This is a genomic window from Streptomyces johnsoniae (assembly GCF_031845565.1).
Lineage (GTDB): Bacteria > Actinomycetota > Actinomycetes > Streptomycetales > Streptomycetaceae > Streptomyces > Streptomyces johnsoniae.
In genome coordinates this window covers 1-17,573 of sequence record NZ_JAVREV010000018.1, presented here as the reverse complement: position 1 = coordinate 17,573, position 17,573 = coordinate 1, and the positions used below count along the sequence as shown (strand labels likewise).

Sequence of the window (17,573 nt, the reverse complement as noted above, 5' to 3'; positions counted from 1 at the left end):
CCCGGCGACTCTGGGCAGGCGCCCGGCTCTTCAGCCAGCTTCGTACCGGCATCGGTCGCTCCCGGCATCCTGCTCGCCCTCATGATCGAATTCCACGTGGCATACGCGGGGTGAGCCCTCCCGGCCCCGCCGGGACCGGGGCGGTGCGGGTGCGTGACCGTGGCACCGCCCCTGGGAGGGGTCCCGGCGCTCCGGCGGCATCATGCTGCTCACCGTCGAGAGGCCGAGGTGACCCATGCCGAAGGAGACACTCACCTGGTCCGGCTACCGGCCCGTGGTTCCCCCAGCCGGCTGCCTCATCGCACATCTGGTCGTCAACCCGATCGCCTGGCCCGGGTACGTGGTGATGGTCTGGCTGGCCATGACGTCACGACCGCTGTGGTGGGGCCTGCCCCTGTTCCTCCCGCACGTGCTGCTGCTGTTCGCCGCCGTCACGGTCGCCCTCGTGCCCCGACTCGCGGTGGACACCGTTGAGTTCGCCGCGGACCGCGTCGTACTCAAGGGCGAGTCGAACGCGCGGAGCGTGGCCGTGACCGACCTGAGATCGGTGGCCGTGGAGCATCACGGCGTCGTCGGGGAGGGCTACACGCAGACCCAGCTGGAGTTGCGGTGGTCGGCGCGGGGCGGTACCGCCGCAGCGGGCATCATCGGGCCCCACGACCCCGGGCTCGCATCCTCCCTCACCGAACTGCTCGGCCGCCGGGTGCGGGAGACCTGGGTGGATCTGCATGACGCCCCGTGGCCCGATCCGCCGTGACGGCAGGCCCCGTGCGGGCCGTTCACCTCGCCGCGGCGAGGTGAACGGCTCACCCCGCCGGGGTGAAGCTGTCGATCATGCCGCCCCACTCGGGGCCGTCCCAGCTGATGACCAGGTGGGTGCCATCGGGGTCGAGCTCGACGGTGCCCGCCGACCGCTGCTCATCGGGCGTCCCGCAGGCCAGCTCGATACGGGTCTCACCGCCCTCGCTGGTCAGCGTGCCGGGGCAGGCCAGGGCCCCGGTCGTCTCGGCGTCCTCGCCGGTCACCGTCAAGGTCTCGATGGGGCTGTCGTTGATCGGCGCCCACGTGCCGTCCATGCCCTCTCCGCGCGGCGCCGTGTCAGCGGGCTCCTCCGCGGTGTCGTCGCCCTGGTCACCCTGCTGGTCGGCGGACTCCTGCGACTCCTGCTCCGTGTCCTGCCCGCCGCCGCCGTCGTCGCCACCGCACGCGGCGAGCCCTCCCATGAGCAACAAGCCGCCCGCGGCCACCGCGACTGTCCGCCCTGCCCTCATGAACTGCGTCCTTCCTGCCAGGAATCCGGGTCCGACCGCCCTTATCCTGCCACCCACCGCCCACCGCTCCCGCCGGCGCGTCAGCGCAGCGCAGGCATGATGTGGTCGTGGATGAGGCGCAGTTGGGTGTCGACATCGGCGACGTGGTCGAGATCGCGGCCGGTGAAAGCGCGGACCAGGCCGCGGTCGGTGATGGCGCAGATCATATGGTTGACGCCGGTCGGCACGATCTCCCGCCGGATCTTCTCCAGACACTCGTCGGGGGTGCCCGAGATGGACAGCCGGTCCGCGATGTCCTGGCTCGTCAGCTCGATCCCGCGGGCCAGGTCGCCACCGGCGATCGCGTCGATGACAGGAGCGAGTTCGTCCGGATCGACCCCGTTGCGGCGTAGCTGCTCCTTCGGCATCGAGGAGGCGTAGATGCCCACCATGCTGCGGGCCGCTTCCTTCGCCCGCGCGGAGTCGGGCCCGGTGGCGAAGACCACCCACGCCCCGATGTCCAGGTCCCGCCAGTCCTTTCCTGCCCGTTCGGCTCCGGCACGGATGTGCCGCACCGCGTACTCGTACGCCTCCCGGGTGTAGCTCAGGGCATGGTGGCAGCCGTCGGACAACTCACCGGCCGCCTCGAAGGACTTGGGCCCGCGCATGGCGCCCAGCATCAGCGGCAGGCGTGGCTGAACGGGCCTGGCGAAGGTGAACAGCCCGTCGTAGCCGAAGAAGTCGCCGTCGTAGGTGATCGTCCCGCTGTCCAGCAGCGTGCGGACCACGTGCAGCCCTTCCTTCACGCGGGACAGCGGCCGGGTCTTCGTCCAGTCCATGCGGTACTGCGCCAGCAGCCCGAAGTTGCCGCTGGAGAGCACGCCTTCGGCCCGTCCCCCGGACAGTTCGTCGAGCGTGGCCAGCGACTGCGCGATCAGGCTGGGCTCGCGCAGCGTCACCGGAGAGACGCTGGGACCGAAGCGGATGCGGCTGGTGTGGCCCGCCGCCACCGCGAACAACTGCCACAGATCCTTGTGCCAGGTCTCGTCGGCGGCGTAGCAGGCGTGAAAGCCCAGCTCGTCGGCGAGGCGAATCGACGCCAGCGACTCGTTCAGGGGGTAGTCGGGAAGGAGGGCGTAGCTGAACTTCATCTGCACCACCCGGAATCCGGTAGGGACGCGCTCGGGCACTACCGCTGCCAGCCTGTCCAGGACCGCAGCCGTGAAACAGCCCTGTCCCGGCCACGTCGTCGACGGCGGCCGACGCGGCGCCGGTCCGTTCCCCGCGCACGCCTCTTGTTCTCGCAGGCAGGTGAACCTAGGGTCTCGGCAAGCGCTTTCCCCGGGTCTGGCCGGAAAAGGTGGTATCCATGCCCGCTCCCCTCGTCGTTCCGCCGCCGCAGGCCCCCACCGCGAACGTGACGGGGCATCCGTGATCGGCCGCCGCCGTTTCGTCGCCACGACCGCCTCGGGTACGGGCCTGTCCCTCACGACGGGCGCCGCCACCGGCTCGGGCGGCGCGGCCGCGGCCGTGCAGGGGGCGGCGCGGGACGGCACGTTCCTCGGCCTCGTCACCGCGGAGGCCGACGGGCTGGTCCCCGAGGTTCTGTCCTCCTATCGCGACGAGTTGGCCGACATCTCCGCCCGGCGCACGGCCCGTTCGCTCCGGCGGCTGGCCGCCGCCTGGGCCTGGCAGGACTCCGCCCACCACCGGGACGAGGCGCTGCTCGGCCCGATGGCCGAGATGGCCGAGGCGCTCGCCGCGCATCAGCATGACGACGGGCTGTTCGACCAGGGCAATCTGCACTCGCCCCCCGACACGGCGTTCAGCATCGCCGACCTGTGCCTGGTGCTCGGCCTGCTGGGCGGCGGCGACGAGGCGCGTGCCGAGAACGTCCGCACCACGCTGAGCCGCATCGTCCGCGCGGCCGGGCCGCCGATCGCCGAGGGCGGCGTGCACACGCCCAATCACCGGTGGAAGGTGTGCGCCGTACTCGCCCAGATCAACGCCCTTTTCCCGGACGCCCGTTACCCGCGCCGGATCGACCAGTGGCTGGCCGAGGGGATCGACCAGTACCCGGGCGGACAGTACAGCGAGCGCAGCGCCACCTACGCCGCCGTCGTGACCGGGCCGTCGCTGCTGACCGTTGCCCGGCTGTGCGACAGGCCGGAGCTGTACGGACACGTGCGGCGGAACCTGGCGGCCACCCTCTACCAGATCGAGCCCAACGGCGAGGTCGTAACGGTCCATTCCCGTCGCCAGGACCAGACCCGGCAGCGCTCGCTCGCCGACTACTGGCTGCTCTACCGGGCGTTGGCGCTGCGCGACGGCAACGGCCGGTTCGCCGCCGTCGCCCGGGACGTCGAACGGCGGATCGCCGAGCTGCCGGCGGCGGAGGACCCGCCCGGCGACGCGCTCGCGCGCGTCCTGGACGACCCGGAGCTGGCGCGACAGCTGCCCCCGTCGGAGCCGCCGCCCACCCACTACGCCCACCACGACACGGACGTGCGCCTCGTGCGCCTCCGGCGCGGCAGCCGAACGATCACCCTGTTCGGCGGCACGGACTTCCCCGATGTGCGGGCGATCTCCTCCGGGCTGTCCACCAACCCCACTTTTCTCTCCTTCCGCCGCGGCGCGGCGATCCTCGACTCGGTGCGGCTGGCCCCGCAGTTCTTCTCCCTGGGCCACTTCCGCAGCGAGGACCTTCAGCCGGCCGGGGACGGCTGGCGGCTGCACGCCCGCGTCCGGGCCGCCTACCACCTGCCGCTGCCGCCCCAGCACCGGCGCCGGGACGGCGACTACCCGCTCACCGACGACGGCCGCTTCTGGTCGGCCATGGACTTCCCCCACCGGCCCAGGACGTATGTGACGCTGCGCACCGAGGTGCTGGTCGAGGAGGCCGGCGAGGGACTGAACGTGTCGTTCGAGGTGGACGAGTCGGAGGTGCCGCTGGCGATCGAGCTGGCGTTCCGCCCCGGCGGGGAGCTCGGGGGCGCGGGGCTGGCCGCGGTCGAAGGGCAGCCCGACACCTACCAGCTGACGTCCGGCGAAGGCAGCTACCGCCGCGGCGACGACCGGATCACGTTCGGTCCCGGGAACGGCGCCGGACCCGGGCAGCCGGCCGTGGTCGATCCGGGCGAGCGCTACACCTGGCTGAACGGCAGCCTCACCCCGCCGGGCCCGCGCGTGCTGATCACGGGCCGCGCACCGTTCCGCTACCGCCTGAAGCTGCGCTGACCGCCGGCACACCGGCCACACCGCTTCAGCCGGCCTCTGCGGTCGGCCGGAGCGGTCGGCTGGAGCGGTCGGTCAGGCCGGCCGCCTGGATATGCGGCGCGGAGTTCATCCCTGCTCCCGCTCCGCCGGGGCCACAGTTCGGCGTCGGCCCCCGGCCCCCGGTGCGCGTTCACCGCGCCAGGCGGCACGCCTGCGGCCGGACCCGACATCCTGTGCCCGATCACGTCGGGTGCCCCCGGCGGCCCGCGGGGGCCGGGCCCGGCGCCGGGGGGGCTACGCGTCGGGCCCGTAGGTCCCGTACTCCGGAAGCCCCGTCGACTCGAAGGTGTGCACCGACAGGCCGCCCGGTGTCGTCCGGTGGCCGACGAGCCGCAGGCCGGCCGGCGCGCCGCCGTCCGGGAACAAGCGCCGGCCCTGGCCCACCACGACCGGAGCGATCACGAGCCGCCACGTGTCGACCAGCCCGGCGGCCGACAGGGACTGGGCCAGTCGGGCGCTGCCGTGGATCTGGAGTTCCCGGCCCGGCTGCCGCTTCAGCTCGGCGACCCGGGCGGGGACATCGCCGGAGAGGATCGTGGTCGGGTCCCAGGCGGCCTCGGTCAGACTGCGGGAGGCCACGTACTTCGGCAGGCCGTTCAGGAGGGCGGCGGAGGGGTGGTCGGTCATCTTCGGCCAGTCCCGCGCGAAGTTCTCGTAGGTGCGGCGGCCGAACAGGAAGGCGTCCGCCTCCCCGAGCCACGAGGCGACCAGCTGGTCGAACTCCTCGTCGAGGTGCGGCACGAACCAGCCGCCCGCCTGAAACCCGTCGCTGGTGTCCTCGTCCGGGGAGCCCGGCCCCTGGGACACCCCGTCGAGCGACAGGAACTCCTGCACAACCAGCTTCATGGCGCACCACTTCCTCTACTCGGCCCTGCCGGCCGATTCAGCCTGTTGGGCGAGAAGACGCGGACCGTCCCCCCACCCCTCAGACTCCGCGGGTCGCGGAAGCTCATCGGTCCGCACGCGGGGGCGGACGGCTTTCCCGCTCCGCCGACGCCTCGGGCGGTGCCCGCCGAGCGGGATCGCGGGGAAGCTACGCGCAAGCCACCTGCCACAGGAAGCCGTCCGGGTCGGTGAAGTACCCGGAGTAGCCGCCTCCGGTCTCCGCGGCGGCGACGACGCGGCCGCCGGCGGAGGCCGCCGCCGCCAGGACGGAGTCGGCCTCCTCACGGGACTCGGCCCTGCGGTTGAGCGCCACCGCGCGGAAGCCGGCGCCGTCCTCGCCGACCCCCGCGTCCTTCGCGAGGGCCTTGCGCGTCATCAGGCCCAACCTGCACGTTCCGGGGGTCGGGCGGAAGTCGATGTACTTGTCGCCGTAGTCCCTGTCGACCGTCATGCCCAGGGCCGCGTAGAAGGCTTTGGACGCCGTCGGCGCGGCGACGCCGAGAAGGGCCGCGGTCTCGGTCGGCACCGGGGGTTCCGCCGCGGGGCCGGTGTCCTTCTTGGTCGGCGCGGACAGCTTCCAGATGGCGCCGTCCGGTGCCCGGCACACCGCGGAGAACCCGCCGAACAGCCCTTTCTTCGCGGGTTTCAGAACGTCCGCTCCGCCCAGGACCGCGGCATCGAGCAGGGCTTCGACCTCGCTGGGCTGACTGACGACGCAGCTCATGACGTAGCCGCGGAAACCCGAGGTCGCGGACTCCACGTCCGCGTCCGCGGCGAGCGCCTCGGCCCCGTGCAGAGCGATCCGTCCGGCCCCGTGCATGTCGAGGTCCACGTACTGACCGTGAGCGGCGGCGGCGGCGGCGGGCGAGAACGCGGCCGAGTAGAACTCCTGGGCAGCGTTGACCTCCGGCACTCCGAGGGTGATGGCGTCGAGCGAGAGGGTCACGTCGGGCTCCTTGGCGGGACAGGCTCCTCACGAAGGCGCGGTCCGAGATCGCTCTCGTCCCGGCACCTCGGCCCCGAGGGTGTCGCGGCAGAAGAGGCAGCTCATGTGCATGGCGATGTCTTCCGCGGTCACCCTAGGCAGGCACCGGACCTGGCGCTTCTCGAATCCTGATCGATCCGGTCGCCCCTTCGGCCGCTACGCGTCGGGCACGACGCGCCACCGGTTGTCGGCGGTGCCGTTGTCGGAGTCCTGGACCGCGAACGCGCCGACCGCGGTGGAGTTGCCCTGGATGCCCAGTAGCTTGCCGCTGTGCCCGTTACGGATCTTGTACGTACCGTCTCCCTGATCGAGCAGCGTCCACCTGTGGTCGGCGGTGCCGTTGTCCGCCCATTGCAGGACCGGCGCATTGTCCGCGGTGGACATGTCCTGAACGCCGAGCACTTTGCCGCTGTGGGCGTTGCGGAAACGGACCGCGTTCCCGTCGGTGATCATTTCCCAGTCGTGATCCGCGGTGCCCGAGTCGTGCCACTGAAGAGCGCGGCCGCCGTCGGCCGTGGACATGTCCTGGATGCCCAGCACGTAGCCGCTGCCCGCGTTGACGAGCCGAACGGTGGCGCCGTCCCCTTCGCCGCCGGTACGCCAGTAGACGGTGTAGTTGTGGCCGTGCGCGTCGTGGAACGGGCCCAGGGCGACGGTGGAGCCGTTGGCGGTGGCGGTGAACGCGAGGGAGTCGCCGCCGGTCCTCGTGATCGACGACGTGTCCAGCGACGGGAGGGAACTCAGCGAGGTGTCGCCGTAGTCGCCGGACAGCACGACCGGTCCGTAGGTGACCGCGGCGACGTCCGCATTGTCGTTGGCGGCTCGCATGACGACCCGCATGGGCAGGCGGACGGTGACCGTGTCCCCCGCGGTCCAGGAACGGGTCAGGGTGGCGTAGCTGCCGGGCGTGGTGGTGATGTCCTGCTCCGCGCCGTTGACGCTGATGGTGGCGTCGGCGGTCCAGCCCGGGATGCGGATGCGCATCGGCCAGGTCCCCTGGACGTTGCCGGTGACCTGGAGGGTCGTCGTGTCGCCGACGGGGTACGACGTGGTCTGGGTGACCGTGATTCCGCGCTGTGCCCAGTTGAGCACCGAGGGCATGAACAGGTTCACGATGAGCGTGGTGTCGCTGTGGAAGTAGATGGAGTCCATCAGCCGGGTGTGCATCTCCAGGCCCGTGCCCTGGCAGCACCAGAAGCTGTCGTAGTCGGTGCTCCAGGTGCCACCGCCCCACGCCGGGCCCACGCCACGGCGGCCACCCGGGGCCAGCGGGGTGAAGTAGGTGACGTGGCCGTGGTCGTCGGCCGGGTCCTGCTGGCCGATCATCTGGTTCAGCCAGGCCCGCTCATAGTAGTCGAACAGCGCGGCCCTGCTCGGGTCCAGCGTGAACAACTCCCGGGTGAGCGTGAGCATGTTGAAGGTGTTGCAGCTTTCGCACGTGTCCTCGTCGAGATGAGCGGCGATGGCGTTCGGGGGGCGGAAGTGCTCCGCCTGGCTGTTGCCGCCGATGACGTAGGTGTGCGCGTTCACGGTGATGTTCCAGGCGTTGGTGGCGATGTCCCGGTAGCGGGTGGTTCCGGTGGCCTTGAACTCGCGTGCGGCACCGATCCACTTGGGCACCTGGGTGTTGGCGTGCAGCCCGTTGAGCTGGTCCTCGTTGGCCGCCAGCGGGTCGAATACCGCGGCGTGGTCGAAGCGCCCCGCGGCGGCGAGCCAGCGTGAGTCGCCGGTCTGCTGGTAGATATCGGACAGTACGGCGTTCATGCCGCCGAACTCGGTCCCCATCATGGCCTGCATCTGCCGGCCGCTCAGCCGCCCGGTGCGCCAGTCGACCCAACCCGCCAGATTCAGCAGCACGTCACGGGCTTGTGTACTGCCGATGAGGCGCCAGACGTCCAGCAGGCCGGCCAGGGTCTTGTGAATGACGTAATACGGCACGTTGCCGTTGGACAGGGTCCGGTCCTCAAGGGCGTCGAAGTCGGATTCGGGGAAGCCGCACAGGTACCCGCTGTTGAACCCCGCGGCCTCATTGTTGGCCTGGCATTTGGCCAACTCCGCCACCATGTAGTCGGCCTTGTCCCGGCAGGTGGTGTCCCCCGTCACGGCGTGGACCTGCGCCCATGCCGTGAGGAAGTGCCCCTGCATGTGGGTGCGGAACGGGAAGGTGGGCTCGTCCCAGCCGCCGTTCGATGCGGCGCCGTTGGTGGACAGGCGGTGGTTGGCCCGGAAGTTGTACAGCAACCGGTCGACATCGACGAACCGCAGGTAGTTCCGCGTGCGGTTCTGGTTGTCCAGCCATCGGCTCGCGGTCAGGCGGACCTGACCGAGCTCGAAGGGGTGCGCGGACACCCCGATATCGGCCAGGGCCGGGGCGGTTGCCGCTCGGGCGGGCGAGTGACCGATGGCGGACCCGGCGGCGGAGGCGGCGGCCGTGGCCGCGGCCGCCTGGAGGAGCCGCCGTCGGCTGACGGAGGGGGACATTTTTTTACCCTTTCCGTGCCCAGTTGTTCGATATACAGAACGTCGTTCACGAAATCGAACAGAGAATAGGAGGAGGAGAGGAGGGTGTCAATACAAATGACAACGTGCGAACGGAATATGACGACGTGAAACCCGACTACGAGAAAGCCCAGCACCCGGCGCCTGCCACGCGCCGGGAACGGTACGTTGAGTGGGCGCACGTTCCTGGTGCCGACCGGGCCGAACGCCGCGTCACGGTCCGGTGCGTCCGGTGCGGTCCGGTCGAGGTGCGTGATCGACCACGCCGCCTTCATCGCTTGGGCGCGCTTGAGGGAACAACCACGGCATCACCAGCCGTCCCGCCCGTTGCCGGGCCACACACTGCCGGGCCGCACCCGACGGCGGTGCCCCGCGGCTGTTAACTTAGGTATACCTAACCCCGAAGCAGGGAGCAGCACCATGGCTGAGCGACCGGCCCGCAAGACACCCCAGGTTCACACCGGAGAGGTCACCTGGACCGAGCGGCTGACGCCGGGGATGCACCGGGTGGCGCTCGGCGGCGAGGGGCTGGCCGCGTTCTCCGCCGGGGAGTACACGGATCACTACGTGAAGCTACTGTTCCCCGCGCCGGGCGTGGACTACCCGGAGCCGTTCGATCTTGCACGTATCCGCGCCGAGTTCCCCCGCGAGCAGTGGCCCGCCACGCGCACCTATTCGGTGCGGGAGTGGGACCCGCGGGCGCGGGAGCTGATCATCGACTTCGTGGTGCACGGCGACCGTGGGCTGGCCGGCCCCTGGGCCGCCGCCGCCAGGCGCGGCGATGTGATCCGGTTCGCCGGGCCCGGCGGGGCCTACGCGCCGGACCCGGCCGCCGACTGGCACCTTCTGGCCGGGGACGAGAGCGCGCTGCCCGCCATCGCGGCGGCGATGGAGCGGATGCCCGCCGGCGCCGAGGTGCGGGCTTTCGTCGAGATCGCCGGGCCGCAGGAGGAGCAGAAGATCCACTCCCCCGACGGCGTCGGCATCACCTGGCTGCACCGCGGCGACCGCCCGGTGGGCAAGGCCCTCCTGGACGTGGTGCGCGGCCTCGACTCCCCCGCCCCCGACGTGCAGGTTTTCGCGCACGGCGAGGCCGGGATGGTCAAGGAGCTGCGCCGCCACCTCCGGCTGGACCGGGCGGTGCCGAGGGAGCGGCTGTCGATCTCCGGCTACTGGCGCCTGGGCCACAACGAGGACGGCTGGCAGGCGTCCAAGCCCGAGTGGAACGCCGCGGTGGAGGCCGAGCAGGAGGCCCCGGCCGCCTGACCGGCCCGGAACGGAAGCACCGCCCCTGGCCGCCCGGCGCGGCGCCGGCACCGCGCCGGCGCCGCGCTCCCGCGTGGCCGCCCGCTCCGGACCTGGAGGAGTCCGCCGAACGGTCACGCGGCCGACCACCACCGTTCCAACATTGGTCTGTACATGCCCCTCTGCCTCCGCCACACTGTCCGCCGAGTGCGTTCCCTCCCCCACCGAGGAGCAGATCCCCCATGCCCTTGCGCACCCGGCAACGCCGTCCCGTGGCCGTGACCGGCCTCCTCGCCCTCGTCGCCGCCGCCTTCCTGTCCACGGCCCCGCCCGCCGCGGCGGCGGACATCTGGACCGAGGTCGGCTCCGACCGCGCCGATCCGCTGACCGAGAGCCAGGGCCTGGCCTCGGTCGAGGTCCCGGCGAACAGCCCCAACCGCTACACCGGCATCGGCACCATCCCCGCCGACGTCCGCGTGCGCGGCTGGACCCACGTCGGCGACCCCGATGCCTCCCACGACGGCTACTACATCGAGCCGTACCAGCGCGACTCGGGCACCACCAAGATGTTCCGGGTGCAGGCGCCGGACGGCGACTGGTCGGAGTACGTCCACCCGCTCGGCCCCGACGAGGCGCTGAACAACTCCTGGGTCGCCGTCTCCCCCGACGGCCAGTGGATGCTGGCGGGCGAATACGGCACGATGAACCGGCTGCTGGTCTTCCCGACCCCGGGCGTCAACGCGAGCACGTCGCCTTCCGCCGACCTCCCGCAGGTCTCCACCGTCCACCTCGACCACGCCGTACGCGACGTCCAGGGCTGCGACTTCTCCGGCCCGACCACGCTGCTGTGCTCCTCCGACGACCCGGAGGGCAGCCTCTTCGGCATCACCAAGCCGCTGCTCCAGATCGACCTCTCCGGCGAGCCGAACGGCACGGCGGACGTGTCCGGGCACGTCACGGCGCTCGGTCAACTCCCGCTTCGCAGCGGCTGCTCCGGCACGTTCGAGGCGCAGGGCGTCGACTACGACCGCCGCACCGGCACGCTGCGCGTGATCGTCATGTCTCCGGGCTTCTGCGTCCTGACGGACAGCATGACGTACCGCTTCACGCGGAGCTGACACCGCGCGTTCCGGGGAACGGCCGGCCCGCGGCGGTGCTCAAGCACCGCCGCCCCGGCTCAGCCGTCGCTCGTGGGCGCCTCGGCACCGAGGCGCCGAGGCGCCGGAACCAGGGCAGCCGCGACAGCGGCGCGTCGATCTCCACGGTGACGGGGCCCTTGACGATCCGGCCGTCGTCGGCTCGCCACGTTCCCGGTGGGATGACGACGCTTCTCGACGTGGCTCCCCGGTGAGCACGGGAACGACGAGGATGTCCGGGCCCAGCAGGAACTGGTCGGTGATCCGCGGGTGGCCGTGTCCGGGGTGGTCGAACTCCGGCGGGCGCATGATCGGGTCACCGGTGCGGGCCGACTCCTCGGCGAGGGCGAGGATCTCCGGGCCCAGTCGCTCGTGCAGCCGCGCCGCCTCGCGGCAGTACCCGAGGTGCTCCGCGGTGAGCAGCCGCCAGGGTGCGGCGGAGCACCGCATCATGGGGAACAACGCGGAAGCCTGCGCCGAACGGACGAACAGTTCCGCGTCGAAGTCGGCGCTGCCGAACGACTGGTACTCACCACCGCCGATCATGTCCGGACACACGTAGGCGTGTCCGGTCAGCGATTGGGCGAGCGCGTTGGGGACGAGCCCGGCCAGACCGTCGCGGCAGGTCCACGCGTGAAGCGTGTCGCGCTGCCGCTGCGCGAGGGGGAGGTTCGCCGCGAGCCGCGCGTCCCGGAACTCGTTGAGGGGATATCCCAGCCCGGAACGGTTCCACGCGATCGTGTAGGCGTGCGGGTCCGCGCAGCCCAGGGCCGCGTAGAACGGTAGAACGGCGGCTCCCCGCCGTCGAACTTGAATCCCCCGACACCGAGCCGGCGGAGGTCCTTCAGCGTTCCGGCGAGCCAGCGCACCGCTTCCGGGCCCAGCAGGTCGAGCGCCGCACCGAAGCCGTTCCACCACGCGCCGATGGCGACGCGTCCCCGCCGGTCGCGGATGAGCAGCCCGGCGTCGCGCAATGCGCGGAACACTTCGGTGCCCGGGGTCACGTACGGGACCAGCCAGAGCATGACCTTGAAGCCCAGGTCGCGCAACTGCCGCGGCATCGCGGCCGGATCGGGGAACGGCCCGCCGTGGAAGGTCCAGGTGCCGTAGTCCTCGTGCCACCGGTCGTCGATCATGATGACGCCGCGCGGGAGCCCGTGCTCCACGATCGCCCGGGCGTACTCCATGACCCGCTGCTGGGTGGGCCGGAACACTCACGGCAAGAATCGGAACAGAGGTGCGTCCGGGGGCCGTGCGACGGCCCCCGGAGCCGGCGATCGGCCGGGGGCACCGGTGTCGGCTGCGCGGCCCCCCTGCCCGCGGTCCCGTACGGGCAGCGGGGCCGCGTTCCTATCCGGCGTAGGTCTCGTACTCGGCGATCCTCGGCGTGCCGGTCGAGCTGGTGATCTCAAGGGTGATCTTGCGCAGTGAAGTCGAGGGGAAGGTGATGACGCCCGCTCCGCTGCCGGAGGTCAGGACGGTGCGGGTGTCGGCGTCGACCAGCCGCCAGGAGCCGATGCTCCCCTCGGAGCCCGATGCCTCCCGGATGTTGACTCTGGACACCGTGGTGGCGGAGTCCCACTTGATCGAGATCGAACCGGTCGAGCCGCTGGGCGACCAGTAGGTGCTCATGTCACCGTCCCGCACGTTGCCGTAGCTCGTCCCGCCGGCCTTGCTGCTGCCATCGGAACCGGCCCCGAGGCTGAGGTTCGTCCCGACCGGGTCGTTCGGGTCCGGGTCGTTCGGGTCCGGGTCGTTCGGGTCCGGGTCGTTCGGGTCCGGGTCGTTCGGGTCCGGGTTCTGGGGCGAGCAGTTGCCGTCCGACTCCCGCATGCCGTTGTTGGCGCCTGCCGTCTCGCTCACGACGCTCGGCACGCAACTTGCGTCGTCGAGGCTGTACGAGTAGGGAATGTCGACGGTGGTGTTGGACTCCGGGTCTGGGCCGGCGGGGTTGGTCTCGTCACCCGGGCTTGACCACGTGACGTTGTCGAAGATGTTGCCGTTGACCTGCCAGTAGCCGGCCTCGTCGGTGTAGAAGGTGCCCAGGACGTCCTTGGAGTCCTCGAAGTAGTTGTTGTCCACCCTGGCCCGGGCTCCGGCGCGGGAGTTGATCCCGGACTCGTGGATGTTTGCGAAGTGGTTGTTGTAGACGTGGCCTATACCGCCACGCAGCAGGGGCGTACGGGAATCGATGTTCTCGTACAGGTTGTGGTGGTACGTGACGAACCCGTTCGAGCGGTCGCTCTCGCTGGACCCGACGAGCCCGCCGCGGCCCGAGTTGCGCAGGATGCTGTAGGACAGGGTCACGTACTGGGTGTTGTTCTTCATGTCGAAGAGGCCGTCGAACCCCTCGTCCTCCCCACCCGACGCCTCCAGGGTGAGGTGGTCGGCCCAGACATTGCGGACGTCGCTCTCCATGCCGATGGCGTCGCCGCCGTTGGACGTGGGCGAGCCCGACTTCTTGACGTTCCGGACCGTGACGTTCTGGATGATGATGTTGTTGGCCTCGCGGATGTGGATACCGATCTGATCGAAGACGGCGCCGCTGCCGACCCCGACGATCGTGACGTTGCTGATCTGCTTGAGCTCGATCACGTCATCGGCGGTGTTGCAACTGTCGCCCGACACCTTGCTGGTGTTGCCGTGGTTGATGGTCCCCTCGACCTCGATGATGATCGGGGTGCTCTCGCTGGCCCGGCCGCACAGGGCCTCATGGATCGCGGTCCCCGTGGTGGCCCGGACGGTCTGCCCACCCGCACCGCCGGTGGTCCCACCGTTCTGCGTCGCATAGCCGGTGGCGCTGCCCGTCGCTGCCGATGCCTCGGGCATCGACAGAACCACACCGGTCGCGACCATCATGGCCAACAAGGCCAGCACCGCGTGGAATCGCAGCGCGAATGATCGTCTCATCCCTGGCTCGCCTTTCATCTTCGAGTACGGGTGTTGCTGTTGCTCGCCGTGGCTGTCCCGGCGGGCCGTCGAAACCGCCGGCCTACCCCGACGCGGCGTCCGTCCCGGAACGGGCCGCGGCCGAGCCGGTTCCGGCCGGTTCGGCCGCGGCCCGGAGCGGCGACGCACTCGGTGTGGCGCGGGTCCGGCACCCGGTCACCCCCTGCTCCCTCCGCCCCCGCGCACCTGGCCGGACACGCGGGCACGCGTCGCACGCAGGCCGAGGCGACGCGGAGTCATGAACAGGAAGGGGCACGGATGGTGAACGGCGCGGGGCGGGGCGGCTCCCGTGTGTGAAACCCCGACCGCGTAAGCGCTTGCCCGGTCCCATCGGGCCACTTGAACGGCGTGACAAGCGTAGGGGCGAAATTCAGCACGATTCCGCGCACCACGAGGACAATACCGCCGTGTCGGGATGTCCTCTCCACACGTCCCGCGGGCTCGACCGGTGCGGGGAGGGACGGCAAGCTCCGGGCCGGTCGGCACGGGCCTTATCCTGATCAGCGGCCTCGCAGCAGGCTTCGCCGAGCAGGGAGTTGCGATCGCACGATGAGCCGCGAATCCACCCTCACCCTCACTCTCACCCGCGGCCGGGCGGAACGCCGATGAGCCTGCGCTTCGAGGTCTGCGTCGACTCCGCCGTCGGCGCACTGACCGCTCAGAACGCAGGCGCGCACCGGGTGGAGCTGTGCAGCGCGTTGTTCGAGGGGGGCGTCACGCCCAGTGCGGGACTGCTGGAGACCGTCCTGGAAGCGGCGCCGGACATCGAGGTGAACGTCCTGATCCGCCCGCGCGGCGGGGACTTCGTCTACGACCGCTACGAGGTGAGCGCCATGGTCCGCGACATCGAGACGGCGGTCCGCCTCGGCGCCCACGGGATCGTCCTCGGTGCCCTCACGCCAGGGGCGGATGTCGACATGGCGGTGTGCCGGCGTCTGATCGCCGCGGCCGCCGACCGCCCGATCACCTTCCACCGGGCCTTCGACATGGTGCAGGACCCCTTCGAGGCGCTGGAGAGGCTGGTCGAGCTCGGCGCGGAGCGCGTCCTCACCTCCGGCCAGGACATCTCGGCACTCGAAGGGGCGCCGCTGCTCGCCCGCCTGGTCCAGGCGGCCGGGGACCGCGTCGTCGTGATGCCGGGCGGCGGCGTGACCGAACGCAACGTGTCACGTGTCCTACGCCTGACCGGCGCGAGGGAGGTCCACTTCAGCGCCGGCATGACGGTCGACAGCCCTGCGACCCACCGCAACTCCCGTGCCCTGATGGGCGGGACGCTGAGCAGGAGCGAGTACACGCGCCGGCTCACCAGCCCCGCCGGGGTCAGGGGCATCATGGCCGCGGCACACGCGCCAGAAGATCCGGTCTGAACCCGCCCTGGAACCCTCCGTCCCGGGCCGGCCACCGCTCAGCGGGCGAAGACGGTGCTGGCCAGAGCTACGTGGACGGCCGTGCCGCCGAGGATGCTCAGCAGCGCGTTGCGGCGCCACAGGTGCAGGCCGACGGTGACGGCCAGGGCGGCCAGCGGGGCCAGCGAGCGCACGTGGGTGAGGGGGAGGTCGCGCAGGCAGTAGACGGCCAGGATCAGCATGACGCCGGCGGGCACGCGGGTGCTGAGGTACTGGACGGTCGCGCTGTTGCGCAGGGGCATGAGTGCGGCGAAGGGCAGGGCGCGCAGGGCCCAGGTGACGGCGGCGGTGACGAGAACAGCGGCGATGACGTAGGGACTGTCAGGCATGGCTCGGCTTCCCGCGGGTGCTGAGGCGACGGGCCAGGAGGCCGGCGGTGAAGAGGGCGAAGGCGGCCAGGAGCATCTGGTCCGGGAAGAGGAGCCGCGCGGCCAGGGCGCTGAGCAGGGCCAGGGCCGGGGTGGGCAGGTCGCCGCGCACGTTCCGTACGGCGTCGAGGGCGAGGACGGTGAACAGGGCGGTCAGAGCGAAGTCCAGGCCGGTGACGCTGTCCGGGACGAGGGGGCCGAGCAGGGCTCCGGCGGTGGAGCCGCCGGTCCAGTACAGGTGCAGGAGGAGCTGGAGCCACAGGATGCGCCGACTCGGCCAGGAACGGGCTTGCTCGTCGGTGGTCAACGCGTACGCCTCGTCGCACAGGACGTAGGTGCTGTACGCCTTGCCGAGCCGGCCGTTCACGCGGTGCAGGGGGAAGGACAGTGCGTAGAAGGCGTGCCGGACGTTCACCATGAAGGCGGACAGCGCGATGGCTGCCAGCGGGGCGGCGGAGGTGACGAGTCCGATGAGCAGAAACTCGAACGATCCGCCGAAGATGAGCGCTGCGGACAGCCCGGCCCACCACCAGGGCAGGTCCGACCGCGTCACCAGTGCGCCGAAGGCGAGCCCGAGCGGGAGGAACGCCAGGCCCACGCCGAGGGAGTCCTTGAACGCCGCGCGCGCGTCGGACGGCGTTGCGGACTCGGTAAGGGCAGAACTTATTCCCATGCCTGCGAGCATAGGAAAGTAACGACCTTATATGGTTGCCGATTGTGGCTCTAGAGTCACTGCATGAGCAATGAACTGCATCTTGATGCCGTAGATCGCGACATCTTGTTTCAGCTGCGTCGGGATGGGCGGCTGACCAACGTCGAGCTGGCCAAACGGGTCGGTCTGACCCCGCCGCCCTGCCTGCGCCGGGTCAAGCGGCTGGAGGAGGCCGGCGTCATCGCCGGGTACCGGGCCGTCATCGATCCCGAGGCCCTGGGCCGCGGCCTGGAGGTACTGATCGACGTCGAGATCTATGCCCAGGACCGCAAGAGCTTCGAGGAGTTCGAGGACACCGTTGCCTCCTACGAGGAGGTCGTCGAGTTCCGTCGCATGTACGGGCGCCCCGACTACTTCATCCGCGTAGCCGTCGCCGACCACGCCGCCTACGAAGCCTTCCTCACCGGCAGACTCAGCGGCCTGCCTGCCGTCCGGCGTATCGAGTCCCACCTGACCATGAAGGAGATCAAGACCCACGACTAGGCCCTGTCCTGCCGATCTTGCCGGGCCCACGACGCCAGCTACGGCACCTCGCTGCGTTACCGAATCGCGCGAATACGGCCAAGTATGAGCTGCGATCCGGTGCCGATGGGGGCACCTCCCAGGCCCCCAAGGGCCTGGGGGAGCACCGCATCTGGGGACACCTCCCTGGGGGCACCTCCCAGACGAAGTCTGGGGGAGGAGTCTGGGGGAGCCGCGGGCTGATCCGACAAGATCGACAGGACAGGACCTAGGTGTGTTGTCCCGGGACGTTGGTGACACGCGTGTTGGGTGCTTGAAATGGGTGAGGGCCTTCTGGCTCGGTGTGGATTGCGACATCTACGTCCGACCGCAGGAGGCCCTCGTGTCCCACCGTAACGCT

16 protein-coding genes are annotated in these 17,573 nt (G+C 70.8%); 6 read left to right on the top strand and 10 right to left on the bottom strand.

The features are described 5' to 3' along the window. The first annotated feature begins 235 nt into the window (after nt 1–235). Entirely contained in the window at nt 236–757 is a 522-nt protein-coding gene (locus tag RM779_RS27040) for a hypothetical protein (protein ID WP_311620378.1), read from the top strand. A gap of 49 nt (nt 758–806) precedes the next feature. Here RM779_RS27040 and RM779_RS27035 read toward each other — a convergent pair whose 3' ends face one another. Together RM779_RS27035 and RM779_RS27030 are read right to left on the bottom strand one after the other, a co-directional pair. After that, nucleotides 807–1,271 carry a hypothetical protein gene (locus RM779_RS27035; RefSeq protein ID WP_311620377.1) on the bottom strand — a complete coding sequence of 155 codons (465 nt, stop codon included), beginning with the start codon at nt 1,269–1,271 and terminating at the stop codon, nt 807–809. 80 nt (nt 1,272–1,351) lie between these two features. Beyond that, complete coding sequence (locus tag RM779_RS27030; protein ID WP_311620376.1) at nt 1,352–2,401, bottom strand: LLM class flavin-dependent oxidoreductase; 1,050 nt, start codon at nt 2,399–2,401, stop codon at nt 1,352–1,354. A 280-nt stretch (nt 2,402–2,681) separates the two neighbouring features. Between RM779_RS27030 and RM779_RS27025 the strand changes: the two genes are divergently transcribed. Next, nucleotides 2,682–4,487 carry a hypothetical protein gene (locus tag RM779_RS27025; RefSeq protein WP_311620375.1) on the top strand — a complete coding sequence of 602 codons (1,806 nt, stop codon included), beginning with the start codon at nt 2,682–2,684 and terminating at the stop codon, nt 4,485–4,487. A 273-nt stretch (nt 4,488–4,760) separates the two neighbouring features. Here the strand turns inward: RM779_RS27025 and RM779_RS27020 are convergent, their stop codons facing one another. The 3 genes from RM779_RS27020 to RM779_RS27010 form a co-directional block, all read right to left on the bottom strand. Continuing rightward, complete coding sequence (locus tag RM779_RS27020; protein WP_311620374.1) at nt 4,761–5,372, bottom strand: dihydrofolate reductase family protein; 612 nt, start codon at nt 5,370–5,372, stop codon at nt 4,761–4,763. 187 nt (nt 5,373–5,559) lie between these two features. Next, nucleotides 5,560–6,357 carry a VOC family protein gene (locus RM779_RS27015; protein WP_311620373.1) on the bottom strand — a complete coding sequence of 266 codons (798 nt, stop codon included), beginning with the start codon at nt 6,355–6,357 and terminating at the stop codon, nt 5,560–5,562. 195 nt (nt 6,358–6,552) lie between these two features. Further along, a complete protein-coding gene (locus RM779_RS27010; protein WP_311620372.1) occupies nt 6,553–8,877 on the bottom strand; it encodes a beta-L-arabinofuranosidase domain-containing protein in 2,325 nt (774 codons plus the stop codon). A 438-nt stretch (nt 8,878–9,315) separates the two neighbouring features. Between RM779_RS27010 and RM779_RS27005 the strand changes: the two genes are divergently transcribed. Both RM779_RS27005 and RM779_RS27000 read left to right on the top strand, forming a co-directional pair. Continuing rightward, nucleotides 9,316–10,161, top strand: a complete 846-nt coding sequence (locus RM779_RS27005) for a siderophore-interacting protein (RefSeq protein WP_311620371.1) — start codon at nt 9,316–9,318, stop codon at nt 10,159–10,161. A 221-nt stretch (nt 10,162–10,382) separates the two neighbouring features. Further along, the gene (locus RM779_RS27000; RefSeq protein WP_311620370.1) at nt 10,383–11,258 is read left to right on the top strand and encodes a hypothetical protein; all 876 of its coding nucleotides are present in this window, start codon (nt 10,383–10,385) and stop codon (nt 11,256–11,258) included. 39 nt (nt 11,259–11,297) lie between these two features. On the opposite strand, the gene RM779_RS26995 is transcribed toward RM779_RS27000, so the two are convergent. From RM779_RS26995 to RM779_RS26985, 3 genes are all read right to left on the bottom strand, one after another. Then, nucleotides 11,298–11,822: an alpha-amylase family protein gene (locus RM779_RS26995; RefSeq protein WP_394813396.1), complete on the bottom strand. Its 525-nt coding sequence runs from the start codon at nt 11,820–11,822 to the stop codon at nt 11,298–11,300. A 26-nt stretch (nt 11,823–11,848) separates the two neighbouring features. Further along, nucleotides 11,849–12,490, bottom strand: a complete 642-nt coding sequence (locus RM779_RS26990; RefSeq protein WP_311620368.1) for a TIM-barrel domain-containing protein — start codon at nt 12,488–12,490, stop codon at nt 11,849–11,851. Between the two features lie 136 nt (nt 12,491–12,626). Continuing rightward, a complete protein-coding gene (locus tag RM779_RS26985; protein WP_311620367.1) occupies nt 12,627–14,186 on the bottom strand; it encodes a pectate lyase family protein in 1,560 nt (519 codons plus the stop codon). 644 nt (nt 14,187–14,830) lie between these two features. Here RM779_RS26985 and RM779_RS26980 point away from each other — a divergent pair. Then, complete coding sequence (locus tag RM779_RS26980) at nt 14,831–15,592, top strand: copper homeostasis protein CutC (RefSeq protein WP_311620366.1); 762 nt, start codon at nt 14,831–14,833, stop codon at nt 15,590–15,592. A gap of 38 nt (nt 15,593–15,630) precedes the next feature. Here the strand turns inward: RM779_RS26980 and RM779_RS26975 are convergent, their stop codons facing one another. Both RM779_RS26975 and RM779_RS26970 read right to left on the bottom strand, forming a co-directional pair. Continuing rightward, nucleotides 15,631–15,960 (bottom strand): branched-chain amino acid transporter permease, encoded by a 330-nt coding sequence (locus RM779_RS26975; protein ID WP_311620365.1) that lies wholly within the window; start codon nt 15,958–15,960, stop codon nt 15,631–15,633. Next, nucleotides 15,953–16,672 (bottom strand): AzlC family ABC transporter permease, encoded by a 720-nt coding sequence (locus tag RM779_RS26970; RefSeq protein WP_311620364.1) that lies wholly within the window; start codon nt 16,670–16,672, stop codon nt 15,953–15,955. The genes RM779_RS26975 and RM779_RS26970 overlap by 8 nt, the downstream gene beginning before the upstream one ends. Before the next feature lie 63 nt (nt 16,673–16,735). On the opposite strand from RM779_RS26970, the gene RM779_RS26965 reads away from it, so the two are divergent. Next, on the top strand, nt 16,736–17,194 hold the full coding sequence (locus RM779_RS26965; protein WP_311620363.1) for an Lrp/AsnC family transcriptional regulator: 459 nt from the start codon (nt 16,736–16,738) through the stop codon (nt 17,192–17,194). The last annotated feature ends 379 nt before the right edge of the window (nt 17,195–17,573 follow it).

What these genes read in the sequence shown, in the direction of transcription:
- RM779_RS27035 (WP_311620377.1), bottom strand. Translation starts at nt 1,271, where the DNA reads ATGAGGGCAGGGCGGACAGTCGCGGTGGCCGCGGGCGGCTTGTTGCTC.
- RM779_RS27040 (WP_311620378.1), top strand. Translation starts at nt 236, where the DNA reads ATGCCGAAGGAGACACTCACCTGGTCCGGCTACCGGCCCGTGGTTCCC.
- RM779_RS27000 (WP_311620370.1), top strand. Translation starts at nt 10,383, where the DNA reads ATGCCCTTGCGCACCCGGCAACGCCGTCCCGTGGCCGTGACCGGCCTC.
- RM779_RS27030 (WP_311620376.1), bottom strand. Translation starts at nt 2,401, where the DNA reads ATGAAGTTCAGCTACGCCCTCCTTCCCGACTACCCCCTGAACGAGTCG.
- RM779_RS26970 (WP_311620364.1), bottom strand. Translation starts at nt 16,672, where the DNA reads ATGGGAATAAGTTCTGCCCTTACCGAGTCCGCAACGCCGTCCGACGCG.
- RM779_RS26995 (WP_394813396.1), bottom strand. Translation starts at nt 11,822, where the DNA reads ATGATCGGCGGTGGTGAGTACCAGTCGTTCGGCAGCGCCGACTTCGAC.
- RM779_RS26985 (WP_311620367.1), bottom strand. Translation starts at nt 14,186, where the DNA reads ATGAGACGATCATTCGCGCTGCGATTCCACGCGGTGCTGGCCTTGTTG.
- RM779_RS27020 (WP_311620374.1), bottom strand. Translation starts at nt 5,372, where the DNA reads ATGAAGCTGGTTGTGCAGGAGTTCCTGTCGCTCGACGGGGTGTCCCAG.
- RM779_RS27010 (WP_311620372.1), bottom strand. Translation starts at nt 8,877, where the DNA reads ATGTCCCCCTCCGTCAGCCGACGGCGGCTCCTCCAGGCGGCCGCGGCC.
- RM779_RS27005 (WP_311620371.1), top strand. Translation starts at nt 9,316, where the DNA reads ATGGCTGAGCGACCGGCCCGCAAGACACCCCAGGTTCACACCGGAGAG.
- RM779_RS26975 (WP_311620365.1), bottom strand. Translation starts at nt 15,960, where the DNA reads ATGCCTGACAGTCCCTACGTCATCGCCGCTGTTCTCGTCACCGCCGCC.
- RM779_RS26980 (WP_311620366.1), top strand. Translation starts at nt 14,831, where the DNA reads ATGAGCCTGCGCTTCGAGGTCTGCGTCGACTCCGCCGTCGGCGCACTG.
- RM779_RS26965 (WP_311620363.1), top strand. Translation starts at nt 16,736, where the DNA reads ATGAGCAATGAACTGCATCTTGATGCCGTAGATCGCGACATCTTGTTT.